Origin of the sequence: Vibrio sp. 10N.239.312.C11, assembly GCF_041466065.1 — a bacterium.
Classification (GTDB): Bacteria; Pseudomonadota; Gammaproteobacteria; order Enterobacterales; family Vibrionaceae; genus Vibrio; species Vibrio tasmaniensis_A.
The window spans coordinates 114779-139879 of the sequence record NZ_JBFSRZ010000001.1; the positions used below are offsets into that span (position 1 = coordinate 114779).

Below are 25101 nucleotides of genomic sequence, written 5' to 3' on the forward strand. Positions count from 1 at the left end.
CAATGCAACCAACTCAATATCCGTTAACTTAGATAAATAAGGCTGTCACTCGCTTCTCTTTAGGCATAAAAAAGCCTCGCGATAAGCAAGGCTCATGATTTTGCATTTTTGTAGAGCAAAGAAGTAGTCGCTAAAAGACGCTTAGCCAATAATAGCTCGAACCGCTTCTAGGTCTTCTGCCGTATCAACACCAGCTGCAGGTGCTTCTGCCGCAACGTCTACATGGATTTTTTCACCGTACCAAAGTACACGTAGCTGCTCTAGGCACTCAATACGCTCAAGGGTACTTGGTTCCCAATTGATATAGGTATTAATAAAACCCGCACGGTAAGCGTAAATGCCAATGTGACGAAGCAGTGGAGATTCAGCAGCTGTACTATTGTTCGCGTAAGCATCGCGATCCCAAGGAATAGTAGCTCGGCTAAAGTACAGGGCATACCCATCTTTGTCGGTCACAACTTTTACGGCGTTAGGATTAAACACTTCGTCAGCATGAGTAATTTCCACACCGAGTGTTGCCATCGGCGCTGTACTGTTCGCAAGGTTATTCGCAACCTGATTAATGATTGCAGGTGGAATCAGTGGCTCATCACCTTGAACATTCACGATAATATGATCATCAGGAATCTTCATGACTTCAATCACTTCAGCGAGGCGCTCAGTGCCTGATTCATGATTCGGTGATGTCATACAAACGGTCGCGCCAAATGCTTTGGCCGCTTTTTCAACTCGAGCGTCGTCGGTAGCGATAATAACTTTATCAGCACCAGCTTTCATTGACTGTTCGTATACCCATTGAATCATCGGCTTGCCACCAATGTCAGCCAGAGGCTTACCTGGTAAACGGCTCGATTGGTATCTTGCAGGTATAACAACCGTATAAGACATTACTTACCCTCATCCATTGAAACGGTGCGAGCTTCAGGTTCTAAAAGAACAGGAATACCCTCTTTAATTGGGTAAGCAAGGCGATCAATTTTACAAACAAGCTCTTGCTTATCTTTGTCAAAAGTTAGTTTACCTTTACATACAGGGCAAGCAACGATCTCAAGCAGACGGTGATCCATAGTATTCCATAACCTCTTTTATTCTTTTTAAAATTTGCTGTTGCGAATCTTCATTGAACTGCGCAGAAACTGGAAGATACCACCAGTTGTCTTGAGCATACTCTTCGCATTTTACAGCGTCTTTTTCTGTCATAATCATATTCATACCTTTTTTTGCTAAGGCATGAAGTTCATCTTTATCAAAATCTTGATGGTCGGCGAAGCCCTGCGTATAAACCACATCACCATCAAGATTTTCCAATGTTTTAAAAAAGCGTGGTGGATGACCGATACCAGCAAAAGCCACCAGCTTTTGTAATTCTGCCACAGACCTTTTCTGACCCGTCTTCAGGTTAACCGCTTGGCTTGGAAGTAAAGACATCGAGAACTCTCGCCCGTGCGCTTCACCGCCATTATTAACCAAAAAGTCTACGTCATCTAAACGAGATATTGGCTCTCTTAATGGCCCCAAAGGAATTAGGCACTCACTACCAAAGCGTCTCGCACCGTCGATAACAGCAAATTCAATATCGCGTTCAAGTGCATAATGCTGAAGGCCGTCGTCAGTGATGATGACATTAACCCCTTCGCTCAGCAAAGCCTTTACTGCGTTTGCACGCACAGGGTCAACCGCTACAGGCGCACCGGTTCGCTTACGAATCAAACGAGGCTCATCACCAGAGTGCTCTGCTGGCGTGTTTTCATCCAACACTAACGGATAGTTTGGTGCTTTCGCCCCATAACCTCGAGAAACAACACCTGGCTTAAAACCATGAGCCTGAAGCATCTCTACCAACCAAATCACAACCGGTGTTTTGCCATTGCCGCCAGCGGTAATATTACCAACAACAATCACGGGTAAAGGCGGGCGATAGGTCTCTTTTTTCCCCGATAGATAAGCATCACGACGTTGACCGCTGATCATTTTGAACAGCAGACTCAATGGCCACAATAGCGGCCAGAGAAAGTATTTTAATGGGTGATTGTTAAACCAAATTTTTTCGATCACAACAAGACCTAATCTTATCCGCTGAACTGAATTCGGTGTAGTTGTGCATAAGCGCCATCAAGGGCGATGAGCTCGGCATGTGCACCTCTTTCTACAATATGCCCATCATCAACCACTAGAATCTCATCAGCTTGCTCGATAGTAGAAAGTCGGTGTGCGATAACAAGTACTGTTTTGTCTTTCTGCAGCTCTTCTAACGCAGATTGAATCGCTCTTTCTGACTCGGTATCCAATGCAGATGTCGCCTCATCAAGGATCAGAACAGGTGCATCTCTCAATAGAGCACGTGCAATCGCGATACGCTGTCTTTGACCGCCAGACAGGCTCGCGCCATTTTCGCCAACAACCGTATCGATGCCATTTTCCATGCCTTCGATAAACTCGCTTGCATGCGCAAGTTTAGCCGCGTGTTCGATCTGTTCACGTGAATACTGTTCTTCAGCTGCGTAAGCGATGTTGTTCGCAACCGTATCGTTAAATAGGTGCACATTCTGGGAAACAAGAGCGAAGTGCTCACGTAGATTTCTTAATTCATAATCACGAATGTCGTGACCATCAAGCTCAATAGAGCCAGAGTCTACGTCATAAAAACGAGTAAACAGGTTCGCAATGGTGCTCTTACCCGAACCTGAACGGCCGACAAGTGCGACTGTCTTGCCTTTCGGTATATTAAAACTGACCTTATCAAGCGCTGCTTTCTCTGCTCCCTGGTAAGTAAATGTCACATCTTTTACTTCAACTTCACCCGCTACGGTTTCAGGCTTCAACGTACCTTTATTTTGTTCCGTATCTAGATCCATCAAACCAAATAGGGTCGTACTCGCTGCCATACCACGTTGGAATTCAGACGTTACATTAGTCAGAGCTTTTAGTGGGCGTAGTAAACCAAACATCGCCGAGAACACAACAGTGAACGTACCAGGAGTAAGCTCTGCTTTAATTGAATCAACACTAGCAAGAAATAGAACAACTACGATTGCAAGTGATGCAATCATCTGAATAATTGGGTTAGCGGCCGCTTGAGCAGTGATTAGCTTCATGCTTTGTTGGCGCATTTGGTTACTAACTTGGTCAAAGCGGTGTTTTTCTAGATCTTGTCCGCCATACGTTAGAACGACTTTATGTCCTTTCAGCATTTGTTCTGCAGAAGAAGCGACGTGACCCATACTGGTTTGCATGTTCTTAGAGATCTTTCTGAATCGCTTCGATACGATACTGATTGCCCACGCGACAAGAGGGGCGACAGCGAACAACACCAAAGACAACTGCCAACTATTCCAGAACATCAGCGTCAACAGGCCAATAATACTTGCACCTTCACGGACAATACTGACTAATGCTTTACTGGTTGCCGCAGAGACTTGCTCTGAATCGTAAGTAATTCGAGATAGCAGCGCACCAGTCTGTTCTTTATCAAAAAAAGAAACTGGCATATGCATAAAATGGCTGAATATTTTACGTCGAATTTCCATGACCACATTGCCTGAAACCCAGCTCAAACAATAAGTTGAAACAAAGCCACTGATGCCACGAACGAACATCATGACAAAGATAATGAGAGGGAGCGTACGTAAAAAGTCAGATTCTGCATTACCAAAGCCTTCATCAAGTAACGGCTTTAGTAAGGAAATCATGTAGGTATCAGTGACAGCATTTATAATAAGCGCAATAACCGCAACACCAAGGCCGGCCTTATATAGTCGAATATAAGTCCAAAGTCTTTTAAATGTGACCCAGGTAGTTTCATCTGTTTGTGTTGACATAGAATCGCTTAATTTTCTCACAATAATCTTCCTATTCTACTCCCTTACGAAGCATCTGCCTATACCACTGTCTGCCTTGTTGTTCTCTAATCTCATGATATTGCCAACCTTCTTGACCAATACTGATGGTTATTTGGCCGCTTTCTCCAGTATCAAGCCAAGCACTCCCTGCGTCGTGATAACGTTCAATAACGGATTCACTCGGCATCCCCCATTGATTGCCTTTGGCCAAAGAAGCGATCGCTAACTGAGGTGAAACGGCCTCAATAAAACTGGCGATCGAAGACGTATTGCTACCATGATGAGGAACAAGCATTACGTCACTTCGAAGCCGTTCGCCTTCGCGTGCAAGTAACCACTCACTGACCAATTCAATATCACCAGTAAGTAACATCGAGAACTCTAGAGCGGGGTCAAAAAGCCTGACCACGCACGAATGTGGGTTATACGCCCTCTTCACTTGTTTGGGAGGCCACAAGACCTCAAAAGCAACCCCTTGCCAAGTCCATACTTCTCCTAAAATACATGCTTGAATATTTGACGATTCTTGAATCGTAGATTGTCCTTGTTGACTGATATTCTGACTGGCTCTTACCCACTTAGGGTTGTAATTTTCAAGTAACGACGGATAGCCACCAGCGTGGTCAGAATCGAAATGACTCACTATTACACCCTCCAACTCATGAATTCCCCTCTGATTCAAAGTAGGAATAAGTAAGGATTCGACAATGGAACCTCCTGGCCATGCGTTACCAAGATCGTAAAGAACAATCTGATTGTTCTTTTCTAAGAGCAAAGACAACCCGTGACCAACATCCAAGATATCGATAATTAGTTTGTCTTGTTGAGGCTTGCCGAACTCCCACCACAGTACAAACACGGTAATAATCAATATAGATAGTGCTCGCTTGAAATATCGACTGACAAAACCGAAAAACAAGATGAGGAATACAGACAACTCAATCGTGTGATTATCCACTTGAAACCAAAATCGTTCAGAGAAAGGAAGACTAAATACGAGAGGCTCAAGCGATAAGTCGACCAACATCCATAATTGTTCAGACAAACCATTGTTGAATGTAGTTAAGCCAACGCCACCTGATACTGGCGCCAATATTAAGCTAAAGAACATTGCCAGGAACAATAGTGGAATAACCACCATCGACACCCAAGGTAAAAGGAGCAAGTTGTAGAAAACAGAGACTAAGCTGACCCCATTAAAGAACAGCATCGAAAAGGGAGCAATCAGGAATGTCAGCATTAACTGAATCTTGAAGAGCTGCAGTGCTCGCTCGATAAATGTTGAGTTTGAATCGGATGACTGACTATTTAACGCAATGTAAAGAACGGCACCTAACGCACCAAAAGACAACCAGAAGCTACTCGATAATGCTGAAAATGGCCAAATTAGCAGAACCACGCACAGACTTAAGGCGACATACCGAAACAAACTGATATTTTGCCCACGCCACAAGAAATAGCTGGCGATAATACACATCACCAAAGCTCTCAAGGTGGGCAGCGTGAACCCAGCAAACCAACTGTAGAAATAGGCTAAGCCGACTCCGAATATTGTGGGCAACCAAAGAAGTGAAGATGATAGTAACCTGAATACCTTTCCTACTTGATAGCCGATACCAAAGGCAATCCCAATATGCAGCCCCGAAATAGCCATCAAGTGAATCAAACCACTGCTTTTAAGTAAGTCCCAACGCTGAGAGTGAATAAGGTCTCGATAACCAAAACTCAAAGCCATAATGAGGTCTTGATTTGCCAGTTGACTTAACCTTTCAAGACTGTTTTCAAACCAATAGGACCGTAAGTTGCTATTGGTATGAATGCGATACTTTGTATTAGATCTGTAAATTGCATTGGCAACCACACCTGCGCTAAACAGATACTTTTCTAAATCAAAGCCTGCTTCATTGAGTTTGCCCCATACAGGCTTTATATACACAGATAAATTGACATCATCTCCGAGTGTTAACTTAAAAGGTGTAAACAAACGTAATTTTATTAATTGAGGAAAGATTAATTTTTCGCCGCCAATTGATCTAGCTACTATTACGCTTTCAAAACCGTGGCTATTTTCACTAAAAAGGCTAACAACCGAAGCATTTATGGTAGTATTCTGCCCTGATTGAAATAAGCGACTCGTTTGTATTTCAATTACATTCCCTAGGCAGATAACTAGTATCAATGCTGTTGCTAGACCTCTTGCACTCCGGAAAACGCTATACTTTGTTGATGCTAGTAGTAACAACAGCATCAATGGTGCCCAAACCCAATGAGGCATCACAGGCCAGAAGCTGGCAGACACAACTGTCGCAGCAAATGAAATCAAGAACCAAGTGTTAAACAAGAGAGTAGCTTCCTCCTATGCCAAGAAAGTTTATCAAACGATTTATGCCTGACCATGAGCTAATCAAGCGTCAGAAAGCATTGAAAGTTTTTGGCAATGTTTTGTACAACCCCAACTTATGGTGTCTTAATCGTCGCTCTGCGGCTGGCGCATTCGCTGTTGGGTTATTCATGGCGTTTGTCCCTCTACCAAGCCAAATGATTATGTCTGCAGGCCTTGCTGTCGCATGTGGCGTTAACCTACCTTTGGCTGTCGCACTTGTTTGGATCAGTAACCCGGTCACTATGCCCGTTCTCTTCTACTTTGCTTATAAAATCGGGGCGTTTGTTATGCATGTACCACCTCAAGCCTTCCATTTCGAATTGTCTTGGGACTTCATCTTGGCGCAAATGAATACAATCGGGCCTCCTTTCTTACTGGGTTGCCTGATTTGTGGCGTGGTTTCAGCAATGATTGGCTACTTTGGTATTCGCGGGTTATGGCGTTACTCAGTAGTAAGAAGTTGGAAGAAGCGTCAAGCAAGGTACTGACAACTTTTCCTTGTCGTTCAATCTATCCTTGTATGCGCTTCACTTAAACCGCACACAAGTTAAAGTCAGATGAACCGCAGAACTCTGCAATATTGGGATGTAACCACAGTCGTAAAGAATGCAGATTGAATTCAAAAAAAAGGATCCCATCAGGGATCCTTTTTTGTGTATGCCATTTGTCTATCATGCTACATGACGTATTACTAAGCGCATTACTTCGAGCTAAGCACCGAGGCAGGGTTTAACTTGGCTGCTCGTGATGCTGGGTACCATGTCGCCAATAGGCTCAATACAATCGCTGTACCTGAAACCACAACAACATCCGTCATATCGAGTTGTGATGGCAAGAAGTCGACAAAATAGATGTCACCGGACAAGAACTGGTGATCAACTAGCCTTTCAAGCCCTTTGATAAGTGTCGTGAGATTAAGCGCCACTAACACGCCTATTACACTGCCCACCAAACTACCTAACACACCGGAGAATACGCCCTGCCAAACGAAAATGCGTTTCACAAGGCCGTCCGATGCGCCCATGGTTCTTAAAATCGCGATCTCTGATGCTCTGTCTTTTACTGCCATCATTAATGTCGAGACAATATTGAAACAAGCAACACCAATAACCAGTACCATCACCAGATACATAATGGTGCGAACCAACTGAATATCTCGATACAAGAAGCCAAACTTCTGTTGCCAGCTTCGTAGATACACATACACATCAAGCTGGTTACCCACCTCACGCACAATAGAGTTCGCGTTCAGAACATCGGTCACTTTTAAAGAAACCCCTGTCACTGCCTCGCCTAGGTTTGCGTAAATTTGCGCATCGCCGATCGGGATCAAAGCTAAGCTGTGGTCAATTTGGCCATTAAGCGTCAGCAAGCCAACCACTTTGACTCGAACACGTTTAGGTGCTTGAACCTTAACCGACCCATTCACCGTCGGGATCATCAGAGTCAGGTAATCACCGACTTTCGCGCCAAGTACATTGGCCACACCAGAGCCCAAAATGATTTGTTGTTGCCCTGCCTTAAAATCGCTCCAAGCTTGCTTATCGATAAAACTCGATAGGCTCGATACTTGTTGCTCAAGTTGTGGGTCAACGCCGCGAACTTCAATTGCTTTCAACTCTTTGCCTTTTTCGGCAAGCGCGGTAATTTTCACATAAGGCGCAGCAGCAACGACTTTATCGTGCTTTACCGACTCCTCAATCACATGCTCCCAGCGAGTTACTGGTTTATTCACGCCCTCAAACTCACCGTGAGGAATGACAGAAAGTACTCGTGATTGAAGCTCTCGCTCAAAACCATTCATTGCAGATAAGCCGATAATGATTACCGCGACACCAACAGCAATACCAATTGTCGAAGACAAGGAGATGAACGACACCATTTTGTCTCGTTGTTTCGCCCGGCTAAATCGGCCGCCTATCAATAGAGATAAAGAAGAAAACACTTAGCTCTCCTCTTTTTCTACGTTGACCAGTAAACCATCTTGCATGTGAAGTTGGCGATCCATCTTACCGGCAAGTTCACCATCGTGAGTCACAACCAAAAAGGCAGTATCGTACTCACGGTTCAGTTCGCGCATTAAGTCGTAAATAGAAAGTGCTGTGTTGTGGTCTAGGTTACCAGTCGGCTCATCCGCCAACACTAGCGCAGGCTTGTTCACCAATGCACGAGCAATTGCCACTCGTTGCCTCTCACCACCTGAAAGTTCTGAAGGTCGGTGGTCAACACGATGACTTAGCCCCACTTTATCAAGTAGCAACTGTGCTTCTTGTTTAGCTTTCGCTGGCTTCTCTCCACCTATCAACAACGGCATTGCTACGTTTTCTAACGCTGAGAAATCAGAAAGAAGATGATGGAATTGATAAACAAAGCCAAGATGCTGGTTGCGAAGCTTAGCCTGCTTATTCGAACTCAAAGACGCTAAGTCTTGTCCGAGAAAGCTGACACTACCATCAGAAGCATCATCCAACGCCCCTAAAATATGCAATAGCGTACTTTTACCTGAACCGGATGTACCAATGATTGCGACTAGCTCACCCTTTTCTATTTCGAAGCTGACGCCCTTGAGAACCTCAGTATCTAACGAGCCTTCACGGTACGTTTTACGGATATCATTACATTGAAGAAAATTACTCATAACGAAGGGCCTCAGCAGGTTTCACAGACGATGCACGATAAGAAGGGAAGACAGTGGCAATCAAGCTAAGTGCAATAGCCAGAACCACAACAACGGCGATTTGAATTGGGTTAATTAAAATTGGCAACTGTCCACCAAATGAAAACAGAGCAACACCCATCGCCTCTAAAATAGTATTGAGGTTCGAAGCTAAAATCACGCCCAGGATGCCACCAGATAATGCGCCGATCACACCACTACTTGCACCTTGAACCATAAAGATCCCCATGACTTGACCATCACGCATACCTTGGGTTTTTAAGATGGCGACTTCGGACTGTTTCTCCATCACCACCATAATAAGCGCAGAAATAATGTTAAACGCAGCAACACCAATGATCAGCCCAAGCATCAAACCCATCATGTTTTTTTCCATTCGAACGGCTTGGAATAGCTCGCCACGTTGGTCTCGCCAATCGCTCCACACCCAACCTTCCGGTAGCGGTTGGTTTGATAGTTCTGCCACTTCAAATGGGTCATCAAAAAACAGTCGCCAGCCTGAAATGGTGTCTGATTTATAGCGCATCAAACGCCCAGCATCGTTGATATCTGTCACCATCAATTGAGCATCGATATCCGAACCCGTGTTAAAAATCCCAGCTACGGTAAAATTTCGTTGGCTAGGAATACGTCCTAACGGCGTGTATTGGCTGGCACTGGTCACCATTAAGCGAACTTTGTCGCCCATAGACACTTTCAAGTTTCTTGCCAAGGTATGACCAAGGAAAAGCTGATACTGACCAGCTTTGAGTGAAGACAGTCTGCCAGCAATTAAATGATTCTGAAGAGGGTCATCTGAATTTGGCTCAATACCGATTAACAAGCCCGCAGATAACTGAGCAGGACTTTGGATCACCGCTTCACTGCGAACAATAGGTTCTACGTGGCCATTGAGCGACATTTGCTCCGCAAAGCTAGGTGCTTGAGCAGAAAGTGACGTTGTGCCTCCTTGCTCGTAAACGACGGCTTGAGGAAGGACACCAAGAATTCGGTCTTTTAACTGCGCTTCGAATCCATTCATTACCGACAAAACAGTAACCAGAGACAGCACACCAATGGTAATTCCGGCTGTCGACATATAAGAAACAAAACGGCTAAAGCGATCACCTGAACGGCCTTTCAAATAACGCAGGCCAACAAACAATGAAATAGGATGAAACATACTTTGAACCATCTAAAGGAGATGCGGGTTAATGTAACGGGTATTGCCGTTACTGTGTAGGGGTTAATTGAAAATATAGAGTGAATTAACTCAATTAGTTAGGCTTGAAAAACAGAACCTTGTCAAATAGCTAACTTTCAAACAACTATTTGAGACTTTCAATTAACTGACCTTGATTACTGCGGCCACATAGCGATAATCAATAGATCACTTCAAGGAACTAACGCATGACAGAACAAGAGTTTTTTACCGTTCACCACAGCCTTACCGCTAATATTGAGCCAATGGACAGTAACTTCGCTTTACCTTCTCAGATTCAGTTCGAATCAGAGATCCCTGCCCCTTTTGTAGTGGCAAGTGAATTTAGCCAATTGGATCTATTAGCTGACAGTGCTCGCAACGAACTGAAAAACAGCGACTTGAAGAATGTCATCAGTTTATTGGATGCACAGAACTCTAAATTAAACCTCTTGTTGAGCTTTATGTTATCGCAACAAGATGATGAACAATTTCGCACCCATACGTATTCATTTGGCGCGAGTCAGTTCTCGTGTTTTTCCAAAACAGATATCGAAGCGGGTCGCTTAGTTAAAGCCAAGCTCTTTATCGAGCACCCTGCCGCCGCTATCTATTGCTACGCGGAGGTCTTCGCTAGCGAACCTAAAGATTCAGGCTTCGAAATCAAATTCAAATATGCTCATCTTCGTGATACTGACCAAGACTTGTTGATCAAGGCTGCGCTCCATCAACAACAAAAGCTCTTACGTCAACGCTCTCTAGAACGAGATAACAAGTAAATAGACATGACAAAACAATCCATTTTCACACTACCTAAGCTCAAAGGTGCCGGTGACAAAAAGCACATCGGTAACCTAGTTGGTTCATCTCTCGCGCTTACTATCGCTAAACTAGCGGAGCAGCATAACAGCCATACTTTACTTGCAGTGCCTGATCCTCAGATCGCACTCAAGCTTCAATCTGAAATTGAACAGTTTACGGCACATGAAGTTGCGTTGTTTCCTGACTGGGAGACGCTGCCATACGATAGCTTCTCGCCGCACCAAGAGATCATCTCAGATCGTATAGCACGCCTTTACGCACTGCCAACGCTAAAAGATGGCATCACGATCGTTCCGATCAGCACGTTATTGCAACGCCAGTCACCGCGCGACTTCTTACTACAACACACGTTAATGGTGAAAACAGGCGATCTCTATTCACTAGAGAAATTACGTCTGCAACTCGAAAAGTCGGGCTATCGCTATGTTGACCAAGTGTTTGGCCCGGGTGAATACGCTAGCCGTGGTTCTATTCTCGACCTGTTCCCAATGGGCAGCAAAGACCCGTATCGTATCGACTTCTTCGATGACGAGATCGACACGATCCGTACTTTCGATCCTGAAAACCAGCGCTCTATCGAAGACATCTCTGAGATTCGACTGCTGCCTGCTCACGAATTCCCAACCTCGGAAACAGCGATTGAAGATTTCCGTATTCGTTGGCGCCAACAGTTTGATGCGCGCCGTGAACCAGAATCGGTTTATATGCAGGTTTCTAAAGGCACGTGGCCTGCTGGTATTGAGTATTGGCAACCGCTGTTCTTCGAGCACACCGAAACCTTGTTTGATTATGTTGCAGATGAAGCGCAAATCCTCGTTCTAGGTGATGTCGAGACCGCAGTAGATTCGTTCCTAACCGACGTTTCTCATCGATACGAACAACGCGGTGTTGATCCATTACGACCGCTGCTCACACCTGAACAACTGTGGTTAAAGAAAGACGAACTGTTCGCACACTTCAAACAAAAGCCACAGGTCAATCTGAGCTTAGATTCAATTGAAGAAAAAGCTGGGCGTACCAACCTTCCAGTTACGTCTCTACCAGATCTCAGCGTTCAACATCAGAATAAAGAACCGTTGTCTAACTTAAGAAAGTTCACTGAAGCCTTCGACGGAAAAGTGGTCTTTTCGGTTGAGTCTGAAGGCCGCCGTGAAGCTCTAAGTGAATTGCTTCGAGGCATCAAAGTTCGTCCAAGCGAAGTTGAAAACCTCGACGCGGCAATTAAAGGTAAAGATAAGTTCACCCTGATCCTAGGTTCTGCTGAGCATGGCTTTATCCACGAAGAGCAAAACATCGCCCTTATCTGTGAAAGTGATCTATTGGGTGATCGCGTTATTCAGCGTCGTAAAAAAGACAAAAAAAGCGTAAACAGCGACACCGTAATCCGTCACTTAGCGGAACTTAAACCGGGCCAACCGGTTGTTCACATTGACCACGGTATTGGTCGCTACATAGGCCTGCAGACCCTAGAAGCGGGTGGTATGAAAACCGAATACGTAACACTTGAGTATCAAAACGATGCCAAGCTCTACGTACCAGTTGCATCTCTGAACTTAATTGGCCGCTACTCTGGTGGTGCTGAAGATTCTGCACCGCTACATAAACTTGGCGGTGAAGCATGGCAGAAAGCTCGTAAGCGCGCCGCAGAGAAAGTCCGTGACGTCGCAGCCGAACTGCTCGATGTTTACGCCAAGCGTGAGCTTAAGCCGGGTTACAAATTTGTGCTCGATCGTGGTCAGTACGCAACCTTCAAATCTGGCTTCCCGTTTGAAGAAACCGATGACCAAGCGATGGCAATTAATGCGGTAATGTCTGATATGTGCCAAGCAAAAGCCATGGACCGCTTAGTGTGTGGTGATGTTGGTTTTGGTAAAACAGAAGTCGCAATGCGTGCCGCGTTCGTGTGTACCGATAACAGCAAACAAGTGGCCGTGTTAGTACCGACAACGTTACTTGCTCAGCAACACTTTGAAAACTTCCGCGACCGTTTCGCCAACTTGCCGATTCGTGTTGAGGTTCTGTCTCGATTCAAATCAGCCAAAGAACAGAAATCGATCATGCAAGATGTCGCCGACGGTAAGGTCGACATCTTAGTGGGTACTCACAAGTTACTTTCAAGTGACCTTCAGTTTAAAGACCTTGGCCTGTTGGTTGTCGATGAAGAGCACCGCTTTGGTGTGCGTCAGAAAGAAAAAGTGAAAGCAATGCGTGCGGATGTCGATATCCTAACGCTCACCGCGACGCCAATTCCACGTACATTGAACATGGCAATGAGCGGCATGCGTGACTTGTCAATCATCGCAACACCACCAGCACGACGCTTAGCAATAAAGACCTTTGTCCGTGAGAGTGATGACGCGATCGTCAGAGAAGCGGTACTTCGTGAAATCATGCGTGGTGGTCAAGTTTACTTCTTACACAACCAAGTCGACACGATTGAAAAGACGGCTGAGTCACTACAGAAACTGATTCCAGAAGCGCGTGTCACCGTGGCTCATGGCCAGATGCGAGAGCGCGAACTAGAACGCATCATGAATGACTTCTACCACCAGCGTTTTAACTTGCTAGTGTGTACAACCATCATCGAAACCGGTATCGACGTACCAACAGCCAATACCATCTTAATGGACAGAGCCGATAACCTTGGTTTAGCACAGTTGCACCAATTGCGTGGGCGTGTGGGTCGATCTCACCACCAAGCCTATGCCTATCTGCTAACACCTCCTCCGAAAGCAATGACCAAAGATGCGGTTAAGCGATTAGATGCCATAGCTTCACTTGAAGACTTAGGTGCAGGCTTTACACTAGCAACCCATGACTTAGAGATTCGTGGCGCGGGTGAGCTGTTAGGTGATGAACAGAGTGGTCAAATCCAATCGGTTGGTTTCACCTTGTACATGGAGATGCTTGAACAAGCAGTTGAAGCATTGAAAGAGGGGCGAGAGCCATCGCTTGATGACCTACTGCGTGAACAAACTGAAATTGAGATGCGCCTGCCTGCGCTATTGCCTGATGACTACATCCCAGACATCAATACACGTTTGTCTACTTATAAGCGTATTGCGAGTGTGAGTGACACCGACGAATTGGCAGAGTTGAAAGTCGAGCTGATTGATCGCTTCGGCCTTCTGCCGGATGCTACCAAGAACTTGTTGTCAGTTTCAGAGCTAAAATTAGCCGCGGCGTCTATCAAAGCGAAGAAAATTGAGGCTCATGATAAAGGTGGATTCTTAGAATTCTACCCGGATGCTGACATAAACCCGACCTACCTTGTTAAACTGTTGCAATCTCAACCGCAAAAGTTTTCAATGGAAGGACCAACAAAGTTCAAGTTTACGATACCATTGGTCGACAGACGGAAACGAATTCAATTTGTTAGTGATTTATTGGGCGAATTCAGACAGAACTTGCTTCCTTCGGCATAAGACCCAATCCACTTGCACATATAAATTATCCAGCCGGTAGTTCGGCTGGAAGACGGAGTAAAAATGAAAAGACTGATCCCACTGCTACTATTGTTCGTCTCACTGCCAAGTTTGGCGCAGAGACAATTTGATATAGAAGTGATCATTTTTAAGCGTGCTGTTGATGCAGAAAAAGTGAATGAATCTTGGCCAAACACACAGCCTCAGATTTCACTTGAGCGCGTAGGTTCATTTCAAGATACCCAATACCGAGCGAAGAAAGGCGTGCAGATGCTGCCTTACTCGGAATACAAGTTAACACCTCAGAAAGACAAGCTACGCAAACACGCAGGCTTTGAAGTTCTGATGCATACCGCTTGGCGTCAAGGCGACCAAGGCAAAAGCTCGGCACCGGTTTTCCATGTTCAAGCCGGTAAAGACTTCTCCAAACAGTTTAATGCCGACGGTTCTGAGAAAGGTGTAGTAACAGCAGTAAATACTGATGGTTTTCAAGAAGAGACTATCGATAAGCCGCTTTACGAGTTAGACGGCAAGCTGCAAATCTACGTTCAGCATTACCTCTACGCTGAAACAACATTGGATTTAAAAGCGCCGAGCGTTCGTGAAGTGACTCTTCAAGAGCAACAAATCGAGCTAGATTCACCAGTAAGTGGCGCCGAAAGCAATGTTCAAGTGGGCAACCTCACTGAAATCTCTCCGACGGTTGAAGTGGAAGAGTTCCTTAAGAGCTACCGCATGGACCAAAAACGTCGTATGCGCAGTACTGAGACTCACTACCTTGATCACCCGCTTCTAGGCATGGTGATTCAAGTTCGACGTGTAGCGCAGTAAGTTACTTGCCGATTCGGCTATAATTATATAAATAATTCAATCCGCCCTCCTAGTGAGGGCGTTTTATTAAGTGCTATCTATCTTTATTCTGCACTGAATCCTTTGTTCAGTACTTACATGTAATTCGGTATTTCTTATGAGCCCTGACTTTCAGATAAATACTCAACACCTCAACCTAAAAATCATTGAAGCCTCAGACGCTCAAGAGTTTTCGCAGCTGGTTAAATCCTCCCCGAGTTTATTGCCATGGCTCGACTGGTGCCACGACGAGTTTTCGACCGTCGAGGCCGAGAGATTCATTCTTGCGACTCGCTTAAACTGGGTTAAAGCCGATGCGTTTGGCTTTGGTATCTTCGAACGAAAAAGCGAAAAGTTAGTCGGCATGGTGGCCATAAATGAGCTTTACCACACCTTTAATATGCAAGTTTAGGTTATTGGGTGGGTGATCAATTTCAGAGAAAAGGGATAGCGAAAGAAGCAATGCTTGCCCTATTTGAATTTTGCTTCGCAATGCTCAAGTTGACGCGTTTGGAGATTGTCTGCGATACAGAGAACCTACCCAGCCAAAAGCTGATCGAGAAATGTGGCGCTGAACGTGAAGCCATTGCAAAGAATCGCTTTATCTTTAACGGTAAACCGAAAGATGGCGTGGTTTATTCTGTGTTACCTCCATTATCTTAATCGCTTAATAGAGTAACAATCCGAAATAACACGTACTCGACACGATCGAAAAAGAGCTCCGAAGAGCTCTTTTTTATTATCAGCGTAATGACCTTAGAAGGCTTACCTGATTAGTGAAGCTTTAGGTTTGGACGAAGGACACGGTTAATACGACCCACCAACATCATCAGTGATGTTTTGATTAAGCCGTGAAGTGCCATCTGGTGCATTCGGTACAAAGAGATGTAAACCACACGAGCAATACGTCCCTCAACCATCATCGAACCTTTAGTCAGGTTACCCATCAAGCTACCTACTGTAGAAAAACGGCTTAGTGAAACCAGTGAGCCTTTATCTTTGTAGATGTAGTCTTTCAGGTCACGACCGTTCAGCTTAGCAATGATGTTGCTAAATGCGCAGCTTGCCATTTGGTGAGCAGCTTGCGCACGTGGTGGAACAAACGAACCATCCGCTTGTGTACATTGCGCCAAATCACCGATAGCAAAGATGTTGTCATCAAGCGTAGTTTGCAGCGTGTTTTTGACAACCAACTGGTTGATACGGTTCGTCTCAAGACCACCGATATCTTTCATGAAATCTGGCGCTTTAATACCAGCAGCCCATACCATGATCTGTGCTGGGATCTTCTCACCATCTTTGGTCGTTAGACCGTCAGCGTCAGCTTGTGTAACCATTGTCGTTGTACGCACGTTGACGCCAAGCTTAGTTAGCTCAGAATGTGCTGCGCTGGAAATACGAGGAGGTAGAGCTGGAAGAATACGCTCACCCGCTTCAACAAGGTTAACGTTCAGCTTGCTTGAATCTAGGTCGCCAAAACCGTATGTACGAAGCTCTTTCACAGCGTTGTGAAGCTCAGCAGACAGTTCAACACCAGTAGCACCCGCACCAACAATCGCAATGTCTACCGTACCTTGACCATTCTTAGCGTGCAGCTTTAAGAACTGGTTGTTCATTTCTGTACGGAAACGGTGTGCTTGCTCTGGGCTATCAAGGAAAATACAGTTGTCACGAACACCTGGGGTATTGAAGTCGTTTGACGTTGAACCTAACGCCATCACAAGAATGTCGTATTCAAGTTCGCGGCTTGGCATCAGTAACTCACCGTGCTCATCAGTCAACTCGCTCAACGCAATCACTTTACGTTCACGATCGATATCGTTCAGGCTGCCCATTTGGAAATCAAAGCAATGGTTTTTCGCGTGTGCGCGGTAGCTTAGCGCGTCAACACCTTCATCCAATGAGCCAGTGGCTACTTCATGAAGCAATGGTTTCCATAGGTGGCTTGCTTTACGGTCTACCAGAGTAATCTGGGCACGTTTCTTACGACCTAAAGTGCGGCCTAGCTTAGTTGCTAGTTCTAAACCACCAGCACCGCCGCCTACTACGATAATTTTTGTCACAATGACAATCCTCTACAAAATGAATAAATGGGGTTCGGCTCGATTACTCCAACCGATAAATTCTATGTATCTACTCGGCCTCAATTCCAAAGGCTGCGGCTCATTTGATGACTGTGATAATAAGTAACAACAGCTCACTGAGTAGTTAGAGGGATTACAAGCAACAAACATTGGTTTGTCACTTTGCTCACGAGGATGAAAAAGGTGTCTACCTGAGAGGCAGAGCACAAATTATGGGCAAGTTTTATCACTCGCTCTCAATTTTTTTTGACATTTATCAAAATATTTTGCTTTAGAACATTATATATAGCAAAAAGATGACCGCAACAAAAATCCTTACCCACAATGAGGATTCGTGACTGATTAGTTAACGTTTGCGCAAACTCATCGATAAAATCTATATGACTAGGGCACATTGACCTTTTCACGGTCAAATTTCGTTCGATATAAAAGCGTTTTAATCGCGGCAAGGGGGAAGTAGCCTGGTCATTCTAAGCAAATCTCCCTCAACAAAGAGTAAAACGCTTTTTGCGGGGTGCTCAGCTCGAACCCTTCGGGCATCGCTTGCTAATTTGGATAAAAAAACAGCACTCAATTGAGTGCTGTTTTATAAAATGACGGTAATCCTTAAGCGTTTTTAAACGCCTTCATTGCCTGTAAGTGTTGAGAGATCTTTTTGAACTTATGACTCTCTTTTTCGTCCCAGACAACTTCGTAGTAATCTTCTAGAGCAGAAGCTGTTTTCGTATTGTCGTGAATTTCATCTTCACGAGAAAGCACCACTAAACAGCGTCCTTTGTTCTTCATACGATACTGAGCGACACACTTAGTCGCGATGTCTTCGTACTCTTCTGGGCGATCAATTCGACCTACCATGTTGTTCTCAGGGTGCAGATTAGGGTTGAACACCACCTGCTTAATCCCACATAAGAAACCAATACGCTCAGACCAAAAACCACCCAAACCTACACCACAAATGATTGGATGTGGATCATCGGATTGCTCTATCACTTTATGCACTTCTTTTAGCAAATGCTGCATATCGTGTTTTGGATGCAAAGTACTGTAGTTGATGAAACGAACGTCATCATCAATGAATTGCAACTGCAGTATTTTTTCGTGATTGCCCGGGCTTGTTGAGTCGAAGCCGTGTAGATAGATAATCATTGTACCTCCCCCATTGAATATTGGTACGTTTTGATCAATCTAACACGAAAAACAAGGTTTTAAAGGGAAGACCTCTGAAATTATATTTTTCACTTCCTAAACGTGATCATAGCTACATAAAGTGTGACTAAGAGCCTCTGCTTCACGCTGATAACTGTCATCGCCCCATAGCTGATGAGCAAGTAAATACCACAGCATTGCCATCATTTGGCTTCTTGGTAACCAGGCTTCTACTCCGTCAAGCCAAGATTGGGGATCATGGATACCTCTTAGCTGACAGTACTTATTAACAGCTTCTGTAACTGGTAATCGGGCAACAGCAATAGTCAGCGTAAGATCAAGCCTTGGGTCTGCTAGCGCTGCGTATTCCCAGTCAATGATCTTAATCCCATCTTGATTCTTCACAAGGTTATAGCCACCGAGATCAAAATGACACAAAGACAGGCCTACACTTGGGATACTTGGAGCCACGCGCCACTCTTGATAAATCTTGGTGCAGGTTTCAGTCTTATGAACCGCATCAAGCTGAAGCCAGTAGTGGTCAACTCGAGCCGTATAGCTGAACGGTTGGAGCGGCAGTCGCGCAGTATTAACCAAATGCACTGAGATCAGCGTCTTCAGTAAATCATCCTGCTCGAGTCCTTCGTACAACGTCTCACCCGCGATCCATTCAACCAGTAAGCCTTGCTCATTGACCACTATCGGACTTGGTCCGATATCTAGACGCTCAATAGCAGACAGTACTTGATACTCTTCATGGCGAGAGATGAAGAACGCTTTGGTGATGGGGGTAATTGGACGCCAAACATACGCGGTGCCATCGGCTAAAACCAATTTCCAACATCGATTAGTCAACCCACCTGTCAGTGTCTGTGCTCTGATTGGAGGCTCAGAAAAGTAGCCATCAAGAGAACTCAAACTGGTATCAAGAAGCTTTGCTTCAGACCAAGAAAAAATCGCCATATTTACTCCCTATAAACGTCTTAACTGCCCTATAAACGTCTTAATTTCCCTACAAAAAAGGCACTGACCAAAAGCCAGTGCCTCTTCATTAATACCAATCACAGCAAATAACATGTACTGCGTTGAGGCATGACTAAGCCAGGTTAATAGCACACTAAGCCATTTAAGAAGCTCAATAAGCTAAATTAAAAACTCAGTAAGCTAATTAGAAGCCAAGTAAACTGAATTAAAAGCCCAGCAAGCTCTTAGATTGTTGCTTACGGATTTCAGTTTCGTCAGCCCATTCAATCAAGCCTGACTCAAGATCCATTAGGCGCATGGTCATTTTGTAGTATACGTCTTCGTCGCTGCCCGCTTTCTTAACGATGCTTGATAGGTTGCCGTACAACATGTACTGAGCACCAACCATTTTACCAAATTGGATTGCTGAGCTTTGATTTACAAGCTCATCGTTATTTTGGAAATTCAACTGTTCACGAACAGACTCTACACGGTCCATATCAACGAAACGGAACTTACCAGAGTTCAGCATTTTAGTACTGATGGTATCAGTGATTGACTCAGTATCGATGTGCTCACTTGTTTTGTTCTTGATTCGCTCTACGAACACGATTGGACGTTGCTCACGAGTAATATAAGACACAGAACCAGACGCCATCATGCTATCGACCATTTCGCCCGCAATCGTTTGAAGGTCAGTTGAACCGAAATCGATTGTCGTGGTTTCTACTGATTGTGCATCACCGTAGCTTACCTTGTTTGAACAACCGCCTAAAATAACCGCTAAACCTAGTAGCGCAATGACACTCTTTTTCATTTTGTTTCCTTAACTAATCACTAAGTGGGGTTACCCACTCTCTTAAATTTTTGTATTTTCGAATCCTTAGACCCGTTCTATCTCGTCTTTGCTATAAAGCTTGGAACCACTCTAAATATGAGCGGTTCCAAACGAAAGTTTACTGCTCTCTGAACTGAACTCTGAACTGAGTCGCTTTCGGATTTACCGACACTTCCGACAACGAAATACTTTCAAAGCCACGAACAATCGCTTGCTTCCAAGGGCCTTGCTTTAGGTTGACCTCAAGACCAGCATCGTCGTACCAGTAAAAGCGATAAAGGATATGTTGATCGCCTTTATAGTTACTGTTTAAACGCACGATTCCTCGCGTATGACCGTCGACGAGGTCAGTTCGGATATCTTCAACCTGTAAGCGGCTACCCAATACCTTATCACCAAAGAAAACGTTCTGAGTTTGACTATCTACCCTTACGCCAGCTGTATTATCAGCACAACCAGCCAGAGCCATAACCGCTGCTAAGCTCACTAACCACTTTTTCATTACAGCCTCCCTAGCTGTTTATGCCACATTGTTGCATTGTTTCCTTGTCGAGAAATCCACACCAAAGTGGTCTGCCCTTCTCGAATATCAAAGTCATACGTTTTAGTGCCCGCTTCTAACGTATATTGACCACTGTTTGCTACAAACGTGCTGGTCTTTATTTCCGCAGGTAAAGATTGCCAGCTTCGAGTGTCTGGTTGTTCCGTGAATGCATTCCAGACATTGAACAAAATGTTACCGACATCGTTACCTTGAGTGGCTTCTTTACGGATGCGGTCTTTCGCGACCACACGTAACGCTTGGCGAATAACAATGCTCGTCATACGTTCAGATAAATCATTCTGCGCCATCGCATTCACATCCGTAATCAAATGCTCAGACAACGGTTGCCCGCTGATTCGTAGCGCAGAAAAACGTTCTACGTTTTGGCGCGGGTAATATGGCAGCGCCAGAGAGTATATTGCGCCCTGATCGCGACTGTCATAAATAGGTAAATCTAATCGCCAACTGTCCATCGCTTGAACTGCACTTTGTTCTTGAAGCACAATTACTCGCCCTTCGCTTGCCCCTAACTTAGATGACTGCTTGTAGCGCTTTTTCAGTGTAGCTAAATCTTGTCGCATGCCTAAGCGAGCAGCTGTTGCCATGGTTCTATCGATGATTTCTTGGTTCTCAGGCATGATGGCCAAAGCACGTCGATAGTCCACATAAGCGCTGTTCAGATCGTTAGATGCTTCGTAAAGCAGGCCAGACAAAAACATCAAATACGCATTTTGCACAGATTGCAGCTTTTTACCCGCATCAGGATAATTCGCAAGAATACTACCCACGTTGGCAGACAACCCTTGAGATTTTGCATCGCTTGCAGCACTTTCTAACTCAGCTTCACGTTGTTTCTTGGCTTGCTCCTGAACTTGGTTAGCGCGACGCATTTCGATCACCGCACCTTCTAAGTCGTTTTTCTTTAAATAATTTAAACCAAGATATAAATGCAGAAAGCCCAACTCATAATCGGCTGGCACATACTCGGTAATATTGTCATTCACAGCCAACGCGCCGACACTGGTTGCACTGTCTGATACAGAGATCACCGCTTTACTTTGCTGATCTTTTACTGCCTGATCGGCCAGTTCGAGCGACGACTTACTCTCAGGATATTTTTGATCAAGTAGATTAATTCTACCTTTTTCAAAGTTATCAAGAATGTCACCTGCTACGTAATCTGGTAACTCTTGTTGAGCCGTTGAATAATCCCCAGACTTGACTGCTTGGTAAATTTCTTTGTTTTGCGCGCTGTAATGACTGAACAGGCTCCCTGCCGACATATTCGCACAACCCGCTGTCAACGCCGATAACAGGGCAATGGAAGCGAATCTAAACTGGTGCTTCACTTATCGTCTCCGTGCATGTTTAAAATGCCAACTTTGTTAAAAGGATCTTAAGCAAGTGGATACCTTGCTTTTTAGGCTCAACCTAATCGATGCCGATATTCAGACAACAGATAAAACTAAAAGTTGGCATACAAACAACAAATTTTCCAACTCGCTGTTTATGTTAATTAACCATTAACTTGTATTAACGAGACCATTAACTGTTTCGTTAGCTTATTAGCCTTTTAATTAACTCATTAAAAGCGGACCAAGCGGGCGGCCACCAACCAAATGCATGTGAATATGGTAAACCTCTTGGCCACCGTGAGAATTGCAGTTCACAATAAGACGATAGCCATCTTCTGCAATGCCTTCTTCTTTTGCTAACTTACGAGCAACAGTAAACATACGTCCCATCATTGCTTCATCTTCCGTTTCAACATCATTCGTTGTTGGAATCAGCTTGTTAGGAATAATTAGAATATGACTAGGAGCACGAGGGTTAATATCGCGAAATGCGGTTACTAAATCGTCTTGGTATAGTAGATCTGCTGGGATTTCTTTATTGATGATCTTACTAAAAATGGTTTCTTCAGCCATGTGTCTCTCCGATAAAACATTTATTTTTTAATGCTTTGAGTATGCGCTATGCCGCATCAAACCACAATAAACCTGCTTTAAAGCATAATAAAAAACACCGTTCAAATCAAAAAAAACACGCCTTATCTCTCAAGAACGGCATATTGGCTAGGACAAAGGGCTATTTTTGACGTGTGCGTCATAAAATGCGTAAGCCGAGCTCAATAGAATCCTGATAATTTTGTTAGTTTCGTTTTGACCTGGTATTAGGTCCACATTTATTTAGGGAGAAAGTCATGAAGGGATCTGTGATCAAGCGTATGTACGCTGGTTTCGCACTGATCATCATCATGTTCGCAGTCACGATAACCATCATGATGAGCAGCATGAATCAGATACATAGCAATTTTGAGAGCGTCTCAAAAGTATCATTGCCGCTGGTTGCGCTTTCAAACCAAACAAGTGTCCAATTACTTTCCGCTGACAAGTCATTTAAAGACTTCTTAACCACACAAAATTCTGAGCGTATGTCTGCAATGCGTACAGAGTTTGCTGCATCACAAAACGCTTTTTCTGAAGTTCTAGGTAGCCTAGAAACAGCAAGCCAAGACAATACCTCGCTCACTGAGCGCATCACGCAATTAAGAGCGATGGAAGAACGTTACTTCACCGAAGCAGATGAAGCGATGAACAATTATATCGCTATGTTTGAGGCGCAAGAGCAAGTACAAAAAGCATCACGTGATTTCCAACGCTTACATTCAGAATTGACCGTTGGCATGAAAGAGTACGTTGCCGACCAAAAAAGCATCTCTGTAAAAGTGATGGCAAAGAGCTACTTTATTAAACTACAAGACGCCGAGGTGATTACCTCTGATGCACTAGCAAGTTCTGATGTTGCCTTCGTACAAAAAGCCGTTAACCAAAACAAAAAGGCCGTTACCCACCTAAACTACGCGTACCGTGGCTTAGCGACACAATTGCCTGCGATAAAAAATGTTTTCGATGAATCGGTTAAAAACTTCACCAAAGACGTGGGACAAAAAGGCGGTGTTTTAGATAAGCATAATAATTATCTGAAAGCGAAAGAAGCCTTGTACATCAACATTGCTAATCTAGCCGTTGAGGTCGACCAAGCAATGGCGGTACTGGATTCTTTCAACGTCACAGCGGAAGAGCAACTCAACTCATCATTAGCAGATGCGAGCAGCATCTACGACAACGGTCTATTCAAAGCGATTGCAATTGGCATTGTTGTCACCGTATTCGCTGCAGCAATTGGTTACCACATTGCACATAGTGTAAGAGAACCACTAACGCGCATCCTCGGTACATTAGAAGGCCTGACCGAAGGAGATATGACTCAGCGTATCGATATTCGATACGACAACGAATTCAGCCGAGTAAGCCGTCACATCAATACCTTAGCCGACAACCTGCACAATATTCTGGTGAAACTGAATGACGCTTCAGATGACCTAACCAATACTGCAAGCGTAAACCAAAAAACCTCTTCTGAGACACAGGCTCAATTGAACAGCCAGCGTGAACAAACAGCAACTGTCGCAACGGCAATGACACAAATGTCTCACTCTGTACAAGAAGTAGCAAACAGTGCACAAAGCTCATTAACTATGGTTCAACAAGTAGAATCGGCTTCTGAATCAGGTCGTCAGGTCATGAACACCAACATCAGTACCATTAATCAGCTTGAGGTGCGCCTGACTGAATCCGTGGGTGCTGTAGGCGAGCTACAACAAATGAGTAGCCAGATTGGCTCTATCCTCGATGTTATTCGTGGTATTGCAGATCAAACCAACCTACTTGCACTCAACGCAGCAATCGAAGCCGCGCGCGCAGGTGAACAAGGCCGTGGATTTGCTGTAGTTGCAGATGAAGTCCGAGTACTGGCACAAAAGACAACTCAATCGACGTCTGAAATTGAGACCATGATCAGTAACCTACAATCAAGTTCTAAAACAGCAAGCAATGTGATTGAAAGCTGCATGAGCGATATGGATATGTCGGTTGAACAAGCTTCAAGTGCTAATAGTGCTATGGAAGAAATTCAGGCATTGATTCTAGAAATCAGTCGAATGAGTACGCACATTTCTCAAGCCGCGGCTGAGCAGAGTGAAACTTCGGGTGATATCGCGCGTAACATTGAAGACATCAACCAGATTGCTGATAAGAGTTATCAAGCGATGTCATCAATTGCAGAGGCAAGCCAAAACCTAACAATTCTGGCAAACCAGCAAGGCGATTTAGTTCATCAATTCAAGCTATAAGTAAACGAAGAACCAATAGATATTCACCTGAAATGTTGGGATATCTCACCCAATAGTGATAACTAATTGAACAAGGGCAACTTTTATCAAGGGTTGCCCTTGTTTTTTATGAGCTTTGTCATTATATGATTGTAAAGGCTTGCTGCTTCCCGTTTT

General features: G+C 44.4%; 20 protein-coding genes and 1 pseudogene. 6 read left to right on the forward strand and 15 right to left on the reverse strand.

The features are described from left to right. Positions 1–141 precede the first annotated feature (141 nt). From kdsB to AB6D07_RS00545, 5 genes are read right to left on the reverse strand one after another with little or no spacing between them, the layout of a single operon-like run. Positions 142–888: a 3-deoxy-manno-octulosonate cytidylyltransferase gene (kdsB, locus tag AB6D07_RS00525; protein WP_017104106.1), complete on the reverse strand. Its 747-nt coding sequence runs from the start codon at positions 886–888 to the stop codon at positions 142–144. Next, positions 888–1067 (reverse strand): Trm112 family protein, encoded by a 180-nt coding sequence (locus AB6D07_RS00530; RefSeq protein WP_004736429.1) that lies wholly within the window; start codon positions 1065–1067, stop codon positions 888–890. The genes kdsB and AB6D07_RS00530 overlap by 1 nt, the downstream gene beginning before the upstream one ends. Next, positions 1048–2055, reverse strand: a complete 1008-nt coding sequence (gene lpxK, locus AB6D07_RS00535) for a tetraacyldisaccharide 4'-kinase (RefSeq protein ID WP_017104107.1) — start codon at positions 2053–2055, stop codon at positions 1048–1050. Before lpxK ends, AB6D07_RS00530 begins: the two co-directional genes overlap by 20 nt. A 14-nt stretch (positions 2056–2069) precedes the next feature. Further along, the gene (msbA, locus tag AB6D07_RS00540) at positions 2070–3818 is read right to left on the reverse strand and encodes a lipid A ABC transporter ATP-binding protein/permease MsbA (protein ID WP_009847143.1); all 1749 of its coding nucleotides are present in this window, start codon (positions 3816–3818) and stop codon (positions 2070–2072) included. Between the two features lie 31 nt (positions 3819–3849). Further along, positions 3850–5982 carry a DNA internalization-related competence protein ComEC/Rec2 gene (locus tag AB6D07_RS00545; protein ID WP_371701031.1) on the reverse strand — a complete coding sequence of 711 codons (2133 nt, stop codon included), beginning with the start codon at positions 5980–5982 and terminating at the stop codon, positions 3850–3852. 215 nt (positions 5983–6197) lie between these two features. Here AB6D07_RS00545 and AB6D07_RS00550 point away from each other — a divergent pair, with 215 nt between their 5' ends. After that, on the forward strand, positions 6198–6710 hold the full coding sequence (locus AB6D07_RS00550) for a DUF2062 domain-containing protein (RefSeq protein ID WP_017104109.1): 513 nt from the start codon (positions 6198–6200) through the stop codon (positions 6708–6710). A gap of 212 nt (positions 6711–6922) precedes the next feature. Here AB6D07_RS00550 and lolE read toward each other — a convergent pair whose 3' ends face one another. Genes lolE through lolC form a run of 3 tightly spaced genes read right to left on the reverse strand, consistent with a single transcriptional unit; the run spans position 6923 to position 10061 of the window. Continuing rightward, on the reverse strand, positions 6923–8167 hold the full coding sequence (gene lolE / locus AB6D07_RS00555; RefSeq protein WP_017096879.1) for a lipoprotein-releasing ABC transporter permease subunit LolE: 1245 nt from the start codon (positions 8165–8167) through the stop codon (positions 6923–6925). After that, entirely contained in the window at positions 8168–8860 is a 693-nt protein-coding gene (gene lolD / locus AB6D07_RS00560; RefSeq protein ID WP_009847148.1) for a lipoprotein-releasing ABC transporter ATP-binding protein LolD, read from the reverse strand. Then, on the reverse strand, positions 8853–10061 hold the full coding sequence (gene lolC, locus AB6D07_RS00565) for a lipoprotein-releasing ABC transporter permease subunit LolC (protein WP_009847149.1): 1209 nt from the start codon (positions 10059–10061) through the stop codon (positions 8853–8855). The genes lolD and lolC overlap by 8 nt, the downstream gene beginning before the upstream one ends. 227 nt (positions 10062–10288) lie before the next feature. Between lolC and AB6D07_RS00570 the strand changes: the two genes are divergently transcribed. The 4 genes and pseudogenes from AB6D07_RS00570 to AB6D07_RS00585 all read left to right on the forward strand — a co-directional run bounded on the left by AB6D07_RS00570 (position 10289) and on the right by AB6D07_RS00585 (position 15838). After that, entirely contained in the window at positions 10289–10858 is a 570-nt protein-coding gene (locus AB6D07_RS00570; protein ID WP_009847150.1) for a hypothetical protein, read from the forward strand. 6 nt (positions 10859–10864) lie between these two features. Then, entirely contained in the window at positions 10865–14326 is a 3462-nt protein-coding gene (gene mfd / locus AB6D07_RS00575; protein ID WP_017104110.1) for a transcription-repair coupling factor, read from the forward strand. A 63-nt stretch (positions 14327–14389) separates the two neighbouring features. Next, entirely contained in the window at positions 14390–15157 is a 768-nt protein-coding gene (locus tag AB6D07_RS00580; protein WP_017104111.1) for a peptidoglycan binding protein CsiV, read from the forward strand. Positions 15158–15293: 136 nt separating this feature from the next. Further along, positions 15294–15838: pseudogene (locus tag AB6D07_RS00585) on the forward strand (GNAT family N-acetyltransferase). Between the two features lie 110 nt (positions 15839–15948). Here AB6D07_RS00585 and AB6D07_RS00590 read toward each other — a convergent pair. The 7 genes from AB6D07_RS00590 to hinT all read right to left on the reverse strand — a co-directional run bounded on the left by AB6D07_RS00590 (position 15949) and on the right by hinT (position 22678). Continuing rightward, positions 15949–17238 carry an NAD(P)/FAD-dependent oxidoreductase gene (locus AB6D07_RS00590; RefSeq protein ID WP_017096883.1) on the reverse strand — a complete coding sequence of 430 codons (1290 nt, stop codon included), beginning with the start codon at positions 17236–17238 and terminating at the stop codon, positions 15949–15951. A 627-nt stretch (positions 17239–17865) separates the two neighbouring features. Beyond that, entirely contained in the window at positions 17866–18405 is a 540-nt protein-coding gene (ycfP, locus tag AB6D07_RS00595; protein WP_012604408.1) for an alpha/beta hydrolase YcfP, read from the reverse strand. Positions 18406–18501: 96 nt separating this feature from the next. Continuing rightward, entirely contained in the window at positions 18502–19368 is an 867-nt protein-coding gene (locus AB6D07_RS00600; protein WP_017104112.1) for a phosphotransferase, read from the reverse strand. Positions 19369–19594: 226 nt separating this feature from the next. Continuing rightward, positions 19595–20185 (reverse strand): penicillin-binding protein activator LpoB, encoded by a 591-nt coding sequence (lpoB, locus tag AB6D07_RS00605; RefSeq protein WP_009847157.1) that lies wholly within the window; start codon positions 20183–20185, stop codon positions 19595–19597. A 139-nt stretch (positions 20186–20324) separates the two neighbouring features. Continuing rightward, positions 20325–20708 carry a YcfL family protein gene (locus tag AB6D07_RS00610; RefSeq protein WP_009847158.1) on the reverse strand — a complete coding sequence of 128 codons (384 nt, stop codon included), beginning with the start codon at positions 20706–20708 and terminating at the stop codon, positions 20325–20327. After that, a complete protein-coding gene (locus AB6D07_RS00615) occupies positions 20708–22099 on the reverse strand; it encodes a COG3014 family protein (protein ID WP_017104113.1) in 1392 nt (463 codons plus the stop codon). Before AB6D07_RS00615 ends, AB6D07_RS00610 begins: the two co-directional genes overlap by 1 nt. Positions 22100–22327: 228 nt before the next feature. After that, entirely contained in the window at positions 22328–22678 is a 351-nt protein-coding gene (hinT, locus tag AB6D07_RS00620; protein WP_012604413.1) for a purine nucleoside phosphoramidase, read from the reverse strand. Between the two features lie 275 nt (positions 22679–22953). Here hinT and AB6D07_RS00625 point away from each other — a divergent pair, with 275 nt between their 5' ends. Further along, the gene (locus AB6D07_RS00625) at positions 22954–24945 is read left to right on the forward strand and encodes a methyl-accepting chemotaxis protein (RefSeq protein WP_017096887.1); all 1992 of its coding nucleotides are present in this window, start codon (positions 22954–22956) and stop codon (positions 24943–24945) included. Positions 24946–25101: the final 156 nt, after the last annotated feature.